The organism is Pedobacter sp. (assembly GCF_035317785.1).
GTDB lineage: Bacteria > Bacteroidota > Bacteroidia > Sphingobacteriales > Sphingobacteriaceae > Pedobacter.
This window is the reverse complement of record NZ_DATHGC010000335.1, coordinates 19,855-29,001: the sequence shown is the minus strand read 5'-3', so window position 1 is coordinate 29,001 and position 9,147 is coordinate 19,855. Positions and strand designations below refer to the sequence as shown.

General features: G+C 45.0%; 7 protein-coding genes. 2 read left to right on the top strand and 5 right to left on the bottom strand.

Annotated features, from left to right (window positions below):
• The 3 genes from VK541_RS21405 to VK541_RS21395 form a co-directional block, all read right to left on the bottom strand.
• The coding region (locus VK541_RS21405; protein ID WP_324372537.1) for a TonB-dependent receptor plug domain-containing protein at positions 1 to 766 on the bottom strand (766 nt) is incomplete at its 3' end.
• A gap of 8 nt (positions 767 to 774) precedes the next feature.
• Positions 775 to 2,463, bottom strand: coding sequence for a M56 family metallopeptidase (locus VK541_RS21400; RefSeq protein WP_324372535.1), 1,689 nt, complete (start codon positions 2,461 to 2,463; stop codon positions 775 to 777).
• 22 nt (positions 2,464 to 2,485) lie between these two features.
• Positions 2,486 to 2,866 (bottom strand): BlaI/MecI/CopY family transcriptional regulator, encoded by a 381-nt coding sequence (locus tag VK541_RS21395; protein ID WP_324372534.1) that lies wholly within the window; start codon positions 2,864 to 2,866, stop codon positions 2,486 to 2,488.
• Between the two features lie 103 nt (positions 2,867 to 2,969).
• Here VK541_RS21395 and VK541_RS21390 point away from each other — a divergent pair, with 103 nt between their 5' ends.
• The gene (locus VK541_RS21390) at positions 2,970 to 4,871 is read left to right on the top strand and encodes a peroxiredoxin family protein (protein WP_324372533.1); all 1,902 of its coding nucleotides are present in this window, start codon (positions 2,970 to 2,972) and stop codon (positions 4,869 to 4,871) included.
• Between the two features lie 7 nt (positions 4,872 to 4,878).
• Here the strand turns inward: VK541_RS21390 and VK541_RS21385 are convergent, their stop codons facing one another.
• On the bottom strand, positions 4,879 to 5,451 hold the full coding sequence (locus VK541_RS21385; protein WP_324372532.1) for a dihydrofolate reductase family protein: 573 nt from the start codon (positions 5,449 to 5,451) through the stop codon (positions 4,879 to 4,881).
• Between the two features lie 218 nt (positions 5,452 to 5,669).
• On the opposite strand from VK541_RS21385, the gene VK541_RS21380 reads away from it, so the two are divergent.
• Positions 5,670 to 6,593, top strand: a complete 924-nt coding sequence (locus VK541_RS21380; protein ID WP_324372531.1) for a DUF6263 family protein — start codon at positions 5,670 to 5,672, stop codon at positions 6,591 to 6,593.
• Here the strand turns inward: VK541_RS21380 and VK541_RS21375 are convergent.
• Positions 6,590 to 9,103 carry a YfhO family protein gene (locus VK541_RS21375; RefSeq protein ID WP_324372530.1) on the bottom strand — a complete coding sequence of 838 codons (2,514 nt, stop codon included), beginning with the start codon at positions 9,101 to 9,103 and terminating at the stop codon, positions 6,590 to 6,592. The two genes, VK541_RS21380 and VK541_RS21375, sit on opposite strands and share 4 nt — an antisense overlap.
• Between the last annotated feature and the right edge of the window lie 44 nt (positions 9,104 to 9,147).

Below are 9,147 nucleotides of genomic sequence, written 5' to 3'. Positions count from 1 at the left end.
TGATATAGAAATCCATGCCTGCTTTGATGTTTGGAGTTTTGTTCCTGTTGCGGAACACGGTACTTTGCATGAAGGCGGAGGTCAGCTGCTGGTCCTGGTCATAAAACCAGCGGTTGATGTCCAGGTCCCGCCAGGTATCTGTTTTATTGTAACCGAGATTGGTAAACATGTTGAACTTATTTTTGCGGTAGTTCAGGTCGACACTCTCGTTGTGGCGCCAGTTTGGGGAATAGCCTGCACCAAGATTTATGGAGCCGTTCCATCCGCTGACCATTGATTTCTTGGTACGGATATTGATGACGCCGGCACCACCTGCCGCATCATAGCGTGCAGGTGGATTGGGAATGAGTTCAATCTGGCTGATGCTGCCCGAAGGAAGCGATTTCAGGTAGGCTGCCAGGGCGGCTTCCGAAAGATAAGTAGGGCGGTTGTCGATGAGTACGACCACACCCTGCTGACCTTTCAAACTAATCTTTCCGTCCTGATCAACCATCACCCCCGGTGCTTTCTCCAAAACCTCCAGCGCATTGCTGCCGGCATTGGAGATCAGGGCGTCTACATTGACCACGGTCCGGTCTATTTTATGCTCTATAAAACTTTTTTTTCCGCTGATCTTTATTTCTTTGAGGTCTACCGGTTTTTTAAGGGTATCGGTTTTATTTCCCGTGGTATCTTTTTTTTGGGCAGGCTTGGATTGTGCCATCGCCAAAATCGGGGCAATAGTTATCCAGAGGGTGAATATCACCCTCAAAAATGAGTTCGTCATATCTGTTTTTACTTGGTGTGGTAGCTGCTCACTGTACTAACGGATTTGCCATCACGGTTATAAGAAAAGTCAATGCTGTCTTCCGGGGACTTCAAAAAATTCTTCAATACCGCATTTTTCACAGCATCAGTTTGTTTCTTCCCGTTTACGGTCAGTTCTTTATTGCTGATGTGGAAGCGGAACTGCTCACCTTTGGTATCTATGCCGGCTTTTTCCAATGCTCTGATCAGGTCCTGGGTCAAATCAGAAGTCTTTGCCTCGACTTTTGGCGAGGGGGAAAGCTTTACCTTTGGAGTAGGGGCCGCTATAGGGTTCAGCTTCGCTTGCGGGTCTGCGTTAAGGGTTACCGATGAATAATGCAGACTGCTGTCTAATGCCATATTTATGGCACTCAGCACCGTTGTGGTCAGATTGGTGGCCAGGTTTTGGATCAGCTTATTATCAATGTTTACAGAAACATTTCCGGAGGTATTGGTATTCGAATTGATATTCATAGAGATCTCCGGTTCACCCTTATCCTCAACAGCAGCTTTAGATTTTATAGTGGCTGCAGGAGGACTGATTTTTGGAGCAGGATGCTCTTTCTTTTGTTTTTCGGGAGCAGATTTCTGCGGTGCAGATGCGGGTTTGGCCGAAGATTTTCCTTTTTTCACAACTGGTTCCTGATATTTAACCATTTTAAGAGCCGGATCTGTGGAACGCAGGACACTGAAACTGCAGAGTAACATTACCGCAATAAGCATACATCCTTTTTCGATAGAATTCAATGCGGTATTTTTTTGGTAGACCATGCGTTTTACCCGTTTTACCAGGTTGCTTTCTTTGGCAAATGCCATAGCGTAGGCCGGGACGTTTAATTGGTATTCCTTGAAGGACAGGAGCGCCTGGATATAGCTGTGTTTCTCGTCCGCGTTTTGCAGGACCACTTCATCACAGCAGTTTTCCCTTTCCTTGCGGATCAGTGCTGAAGTCCATAATACGGCAGGGTTGAAGAAGAATAGCAGTTCCAGTACATGCTGCAGCATATTGACCAGGAAATCCATTCTTTTGATGTGCGCAAGCTCATGCAAGATCATCATTTCTATTTCCTTTGGTTTGATCGCTGTGATCATGCCCAATGGGATCAGTATTACCGGTTTAAAGTGCCCGATAACAAGCGGTACCTGTGTGAGGCCGGACTGCATGATCCTGACCGTTTTGTTCAGACCTATTTGTCTGGATAATTTTGACAGCTGTTCTTCCCAGTGCCTGCCTGCCGGATATATCTGCCGGGTTTTTAAATAATGAAGTTCAAACAGGTTGCTGCTAAGCTTGATGCTTTTAGCCAGTACAATGAATATCCAGATCAGTGCGATGGTTCTCGCATTATTGTTCATAAAATTCCTGCTCAATGTAATCAGGTCATTAGTGACTGCACTTAAGGCAGTATTGTCTGTTGTGTTTACATTCAGGGTCTTGGTTTCTTTTTGAGCAGATACTTGTACTCCTGTTGCTGCTGCGGTATTCAGGTCGCGGAGTGTAACAGCTCCGGTGACCACAATTCCAGCTGTAAATAAGCCCAGCAATGTGACCAGGATACGGTAGCGCAAAATAGGACTCGATGAACGGGTAAGTACCAGGGTAAGCCCTGTCAGCAAAGCCAGTATCAGGCCAAATGCCAGGGAGTAAAGTAAAATGGTGTTTAAGATCTGTTCCATGATTGAGGTGATTAATAATGGTTTATTTTTGTTGATCCAGCTTGTTCAGAATATCCCTGATCACTTTCAGGTCTTCAGAAGAAGCATTTTTATTGTCCAGCAGCTGCATCACCAGGTTGCCCGCTGAGCCATCGTAGATGTGGTTCACAAACCTGTCCAGTAAATGGCTTTTGGTCTTGCTCGGTTCTTCGGCAGCGCTGTAAATATGGGTCATGCTGCTTTCATCTCTGGCCAGCAGGCCCTTTTCAGCCATGAGCTGCATTTGTTTTAAAGTAGTTGTGTAGTTTACCTCTTTGATCAGTGACAACTGGTTGTGCACAAACCTGACTGTATTTGGCCCATGTTTCCAAATGACGGTCAATATGTCTAACTCTGCTTTCGAAGGTTCTATTTTAGGTTCCATAAAACAAACATACGATTAAAATCGTACGATGCAAATTTATTTTCATGTTTTTGGGTAAATAGTTTATAAATCAATACTTTAGAGTAAGTTAAGCCAACCAGATATGATGCTCCGCTTTCTGATCTATTGTTTATTTAACGGCTTGTTTCTTCAAGCTGCAGCGCGGCAGCCTGCTTTGGAACTGAAGGACCCCGAGCCCAAAATTGGAGAGGAAATTCATTTTACCTATACCGGGAGGGCATCAAAGGTCCTGATGCCGAAGTTTAAGATATATTTTGTAAATGAGGGGCGCATAAAATCCACGACTGTGCCTGGTAGTATTACTCCCGCTGGTGTGAAAGGAAGTTTTAGCCTTCCCGATCATGTAAGCGCATTTTGCGTCAAGCCAGAAAAATATAAAGATGTAAAAGATGCGTTTTGCTACATGGTCTTTCAGGAACATCAGCCGGTTGCAGGTGCATATGCCGGAGTTGCGCAATTTTATTACAATCAAAGAAGCCTCACTGAGCTCAAAGATAGCCTGAAGGCGATTGAGCTGTTTGAAGAAGAATTCAGGCGTCATCCCAAACTGAAGAAAAAATATTTGCTGGACTATTATAAAAATGGTGCTTATGGTTTGGGAAATATCGGCAAAGAGATGCAAAAAACCTGGACTGATTCCCTGCTGAACGGGCAGGATGAACAATTTCTGTTTCAGTTTTACAATATTATCGTTGACAACAAATTGATGGACCTAGTGACGAAAAGCAGGTTAAGAGCAGAAATGCTGCGCCGTTATCCAAAGGGTGAGCTCGCTTTCAGCGAAGATAAAAATCAGGCACGCAGCAATGATTTTTCAGGATTGACCATGCTTGAAACGCAATACCCGCAGCTGGTTGCCCTTGGAAAGCTGGATAGATTTTATATTTATGCTGTCAGATCTTTGTTCGGCGCTGGTAGATACGCCGATGGGGATCGGTATTTGAAAAAGATCCGTTCCCCGGAAATTGCGGAAGGCCTTTGCCGTTTTGCTTCTGCCACTCTGCTTACCAATGGGCTGCACTTGGATTGGGCCGCCGCCTATACGCAGAGAGGAGCCGGGCTGGTAGATTCCCTGCCTATGCCTGATTACTGCGAAACTGAAGAAGATTGGAGGAATGATCAGCGATACCAAAAATCCATTTTCCTGAACAGGCTGGCTGAAATCCGTTACAAGCAAGGCCTGTTGAAAGAAGCCATAGCAGTGGCGGCAAGCTGTGAAAAGGTTGAGGATCACGAAATGAGAGCCAAGGAGAACTACCTGAAATACCTGATGGAAGACGGACAATACCACACAGTACTGAAATCGGCTTCGGCTTATATAGTGGCTGATTGTTCCTCAGAACAGATCGAAGTCTATTTGGAGAAAGCTTACGCCCTGGGAAAGTTATCAGAAACAAATTATCAAGTATTCCGCAAAGCGCTGGAGCAGCAGAAAGTTCTCGGGTACAAACTCCCGGGTCAGGAATTGAGCAAGGTCAGAGCCATAGATTTCAGCTTGAAAGATACAAATGGGAAAGAAGTTTCTTTAAAGGACTACAAAGGTAAAACCGTTGTGCTTTATTTTTTCTATCCCTGGGTAGATGGTGAGGAGTTTTTCCAGATCTATACCTTCCTGGGCAAGCAGGCGGAGTTTTTTAAATCCCGGAAAGATATGGTATTGCTGGGAATCGATCAGACTAAAGTACTTGGTGCGGACCAGACCAGAAGTACCGGGCTCAGGTTGTCGACTGTCAATAACCTGTTTAAAAAGATCGGCATATCGTTCCCGGTGTTGCTTGACAACTATAACCACATTGCTGATGTTCCTTATTATGACCGCTATTTAGAGGTGTCCGCTGACTACGGCGCAAAAAGTCCCGGACAATTTTTCGTAATTGATCAAAAAGGAATGGTTCGCTATAAATCCTCTTTCAATGGCTATACAACTCCTGAAGGTTTTGCCCGTGAATTTACAACTGCCCTGAAACTCGTTGAGCTACCTTAAATTGAGCTCAGGAACGATTTACCGCATATCGCAGCTCGATAAAACCTGCGGTGAAAGTTTTGGTTTCAATCAGTTCCAGATCATTCATTGCACTTCCTTCTGTAAATAACCGGATTCCTTTTTCAAGGATGACAGGGCAGATGATCAGCGAGTATTCATCGATCACACCGCTGTCATACAGGGATTGTACCAGGGTCAGGCTGCCCCAGATTACGATGTCCTTGCCTGGCAGTTCTTTCAGCCGGGCGAGCTCTTCTTTTGCATCAACAAAGCTCAGTGTAGCGGGTTCAAAATCTCCCCAGGGCGCTTCATCCAGTGTGCTGGAAAAAACGATTTTTTTAAGCGCATTTAGTTTGGGCGCGATGACTTCAGTTGCCGAAGGCCAGTACTGCCTGAACATTTCATAAGTGTTGCGGCCCATGATCATGGTGTCCAGTGTTTCTATAAAATTCAGCTGGTTCTTTTCCGCAGAATTTTCATGGTCATTTGGTGCTGCCTTGGGCATGAAACTCAATCCTTTGTCCTGCTGTGCTGCGAAATTGTCTATGGTTACAAATTCCTGAACGATTACTTTTCTCATGACTACGTTTTTAGGATGTTTACTCAGAGCTTCAGAGGCTCCCTTATTTATAACAAACTTAGTTGGTTTTGGTGTTCAGGTAAATAGGCAATAGCGACAAAAGCAGGGGGAAATGCGACCGGGATTATTTAGTTTTCATGATCAGGGATATTTTGGTCAGCACTAATATAAAAGAAATGTTTAAGTTTAACATTTATCAAACAGCCAAAATTAACGCCATGAAACGCATCTTAACCATTCTGTTTATTGCCCTGTTGTGCAATACCTGTTATTCTCAAAACAAAATCGAACTGAACCTTACCAAAGGGAAAGTGTACAATCAAAAAATGTCGATGGTAATGGCCATCAAACAAGCGGTCAATAACATGGACGTTAACATTAACATGACCATCAACGGATCAACCGCATTTACGGTGACGGACTACAAAGCGGGAGTATACGATATCAATGTCGCTTATACCGCCCTATCCGTGAAAACAGACATGCAGGGAGGACAAAGCATTTCCTTTGATTCAGAAAAAGCCGATGAAAAAGATGTGGTTTCCACATCTTTGGGCCTGATGAAGAATAAGCCCTTTCATATGAAGATGAACAGACAGGGTAAGGTATTAGAGATCACCAACGTCAATCAATTGTTTACCTCGGTATTTGAAAAATTCTCTCACCTTGCACCGGAGGAAAAACAAAAACTGCAGGGGCAGATAGAACAATCTTTCGGCGAAAAAGCTTTCAGAAACAATATGGAAAACATGATGTCCTTCTATCCGCAGAAACCTGTTGGCAAAGGTAGTACCTGGACCATGAAGAATAACATCGTTTCCGCAAATGTAGAGATGCAGATGGAAAACAATTATAAACTGGATGAGGTGACTGCAACCCAATATTTGATCAGCGGCATTTCAAAAATGAGCAGTCCCAATACGGACACCTATGTTGAAGTTAATGGAATGTCTGCAAAAACAGCAATTACCGGCGATGTGACTGCAAACATGAAGATCGACAAAAAAACAGGCTGGATAGACGAGGCCATCTCCAGCATGTCCCTTAAGGGAAGTGTTTCCATTAAAGGCAATGATAAATTACCTGACGGAATCACCATTCCGATGGAAATCAGCGGTAAGGCCACTATCAGTGCAAATTAAGCCGTTTGCGCTTGCTCTTTCCTGATGCGGTACAAGGCATATGCCGCGGCCAGAAGCAGAAGTACGGAGCTTGCCATAGAAATCTTATCGCCAACCAGATAAGAAGCGGGCTCAAATTTAAACTCCAGCCTATGATCGCCTGAAGGCAGGAAAGCTGCCCTCAATATATAATTGGCCCGAAAATATGGGATTTTCCTGCCGTCAACATAGGCGTTCCAGCCTTTATTATACCAGATCTCTGAAAATACGGCCACGGCCGATTGTGCAGTATGGTATTGGTATACCATGTGATCCGGGTGATATTGTGTTAGCCTGATCTCAGCAGTCGCAAAATTCAGCGGCTTTCGCAGATCAATTTGCGGGCGGAAACTTTGGTCAACGATTGCCATTGTCTTCGGGTCAAAATTGCTGATGCTGCCCATCTCCTCATCTGCGTTTTTTACGAACTTAAGATTGCTCACGAACCAGGCATTGCCCAGAGCGGTGGGACGCCGCACAGCTTTAGGGACCGGAGAGGCGCTATCAGTTGCAATCACATACTTTGTGTTGAGCATATCCAGAATAGATTCATTGATCTTGCCGTCAAACTGTGTGCTTACCATTTCATCATAGCGCTGCAGCCTTGCCGAATGCCTGCCGCCAACTGACTTGTGAAAATAGGAGGCTGAGGCATCAAAAAACGGATTGCTCTGAGATCCCCTGGAAAGATCAATTACACGGTAGTCGAGGGCAGGGTCTGCCATGATCTGCTGATCCGCGGTCGTCGGCTGAAAATTCTGCTCCAGCTGATACTTATCATAAAAATTGCCATTATTTAAGTACCTGCGGTCTACAGCCCACATGTCGATAAGAATTGCCACGCCCAAAATTATGACCGCCATCCCGGTTTTTATTTTCGACTTCATCATGAACCATAATGTGCCGAAACCAATGGCTACAAAGATCAGCGAGCGTAAAGCATCTGCACGTGCAAGCGCCATCCTGTCGGCCACCAGTCCTTCACCAATGGCGTTTGCAACTGTTGAATTGCCGCCAAAGGCCTGAGTAAGCTGTGCAAAGATTTCCTGGTGTGACGCGGTCTTAAAATCAAATAAAACACCGGGAACTAACAGGATCAGCAGTAAAACCCCGGCAGTGATGTAAAATGAATGCAGGAGTTTTTTCGGAAGTTCTTTGCGTTTTTCTTTTTGGTCAATGAGTTCTTTTAAAGCCAAAAAAGCGAGTAAGGGAAACAGAAACGCTGGTACGGCCAAAGCGAAATCGACCGACCTGAACTTATTGTACATTGGAAAATAGTCAAAGAACAGATCAGATACCAATGGAAAATTCTTGCCGAAGGAAAGAAAAATAAAAAGAAAAGAAGTACTTGCGATCCACCATTTAAACCGGTTGTTCACGATGAACAGCCCCAGGATGAACAAAAAGATCACGATGGAGCCAAAGTACCATGAGTCAGCGGTGCTTGGCTTGTCGCCCCAGTACGGTCTCAGCAGCGCTCCCCGGGTAAACTGGTCGACTTGCTCCAGCAAAGGCTGAACCTGCTCCTGCGGTATCCCGTTTTTAAGCAGTGCTTTTGCAACTTCCGATTCCCCAGCAGGGAATTTGTCATTAGATGCACCGCCATACAAATTTGGAACCAGAAAGGTAGATATTTCGCCAACGCCCTGACTGTATTCGTAGGCATAATCCCTGTCCAGGCCTGAACTTGCATTCGGTCCCTTTTGCGTCAGGTTTGATTTGCCGCGGATGGACTCCTGACCATATTCCCAGGTTGACCAAAGCGAGCCGGCATTGATGGCCACCGCAAGCAGGGCTGCTCCGGCCAGGCAGGCAACAGCCTTAAAAAATGTTTTACCCTGCTTCTCGGAAAAGGCATGATAAAGCTCTATCAGCATGAATATCAGGATAATGATGAACAGGTAATAGGTCATCTGGATGTGGTTTGTCCTGATCTCCAGTGCTAAAAAGAAGGCGGTGAGCACACTGCCGGGCAACAGATATTTTCCGCCGCGTAAAGTCAGCAGAATCCCTCCAAGAACAGGCGCAAAAATAGCCATAGCCATAGCATGGTTGCTGTGCCCGGCTAAAATGTAAATGAAGTTATAAGAGCTGAACGTAAAGGCGACTGCCCCCGCCGCAGCAAGCCAGGGCTTCATTTTCAATACATTCAGCAGGAAGTAAGATCCAAGAAAAAAACACAGAATGGTGTCAACAGGATCGGGAAACACAGTTTTCAGAAAATCGATCACATAGGTGGTCATGTTGCCCGGATATCTTGCCCAGATCTGAAAAGCCGGCATTCCGCCGAACATGGAATTTGTCCATAGGGGAGCTGTTCCGGTTTGGGCTTTTACATCCATGATTTCTTTGGACATGGCTTTGGCCTCCATGACATCACTTTGGTAAAGTACCTTGCCCTGCAATGCCGGACTAAAATAAACGAAGCACAAAGCCAGAAAAATGGCAATGATCATAAAATGAATATAATTGGATTGGAGCCATTTTTTCATGGAACGTGATGTATTAGATTTAAATCAGATGGGTCAAAACTTTC

Bases quoted from the DNA above. Each gene is read 5' to 3' on its own strand.
- VK541_RS21400 (WP_324372535.1), bottom strand. From the start codon at position 2,463: ATGGAACAGATCTTAAACACCATTTTACTTTACTCCCTGGCATTTGGC.
- VK541_RS21395 (WP_324372534.1), bottom strand. From the start codon at position 2,866: ATGGAACCTAAAATAGAACCTTCGAAAGCAGAGTTAGACATATTGACC.
- VK541_RS21390 (WP_324372533.1), top strand. From the start codon at position 2,970: ATGATGCTCCGCTTTCTGATCTATTGTTTATTTAACGGCTTGTTTCTT.
- VK541_RS21385 (WP_324372532.1), bottom strand. From the start codon at position 5,451: ATGAGAAAAGTAATCGTTCAGGAATTTGTAACCATAGACAATTTCGCA.
- VK541_RS21380 (WP_324372531.1), top strand. From the start codon at position 5,670: ATGAAACGCATCTTAACCATTCTGTTTATTGCCCTGTTGTGCAATACC.
- VK541_RS21375 (WP_324372530.1), bottom strand. From the start codon at position 9,103: ATGAAAAAATGGCTCCAATCCAATTATATTCATTTTATGATCATTGCC.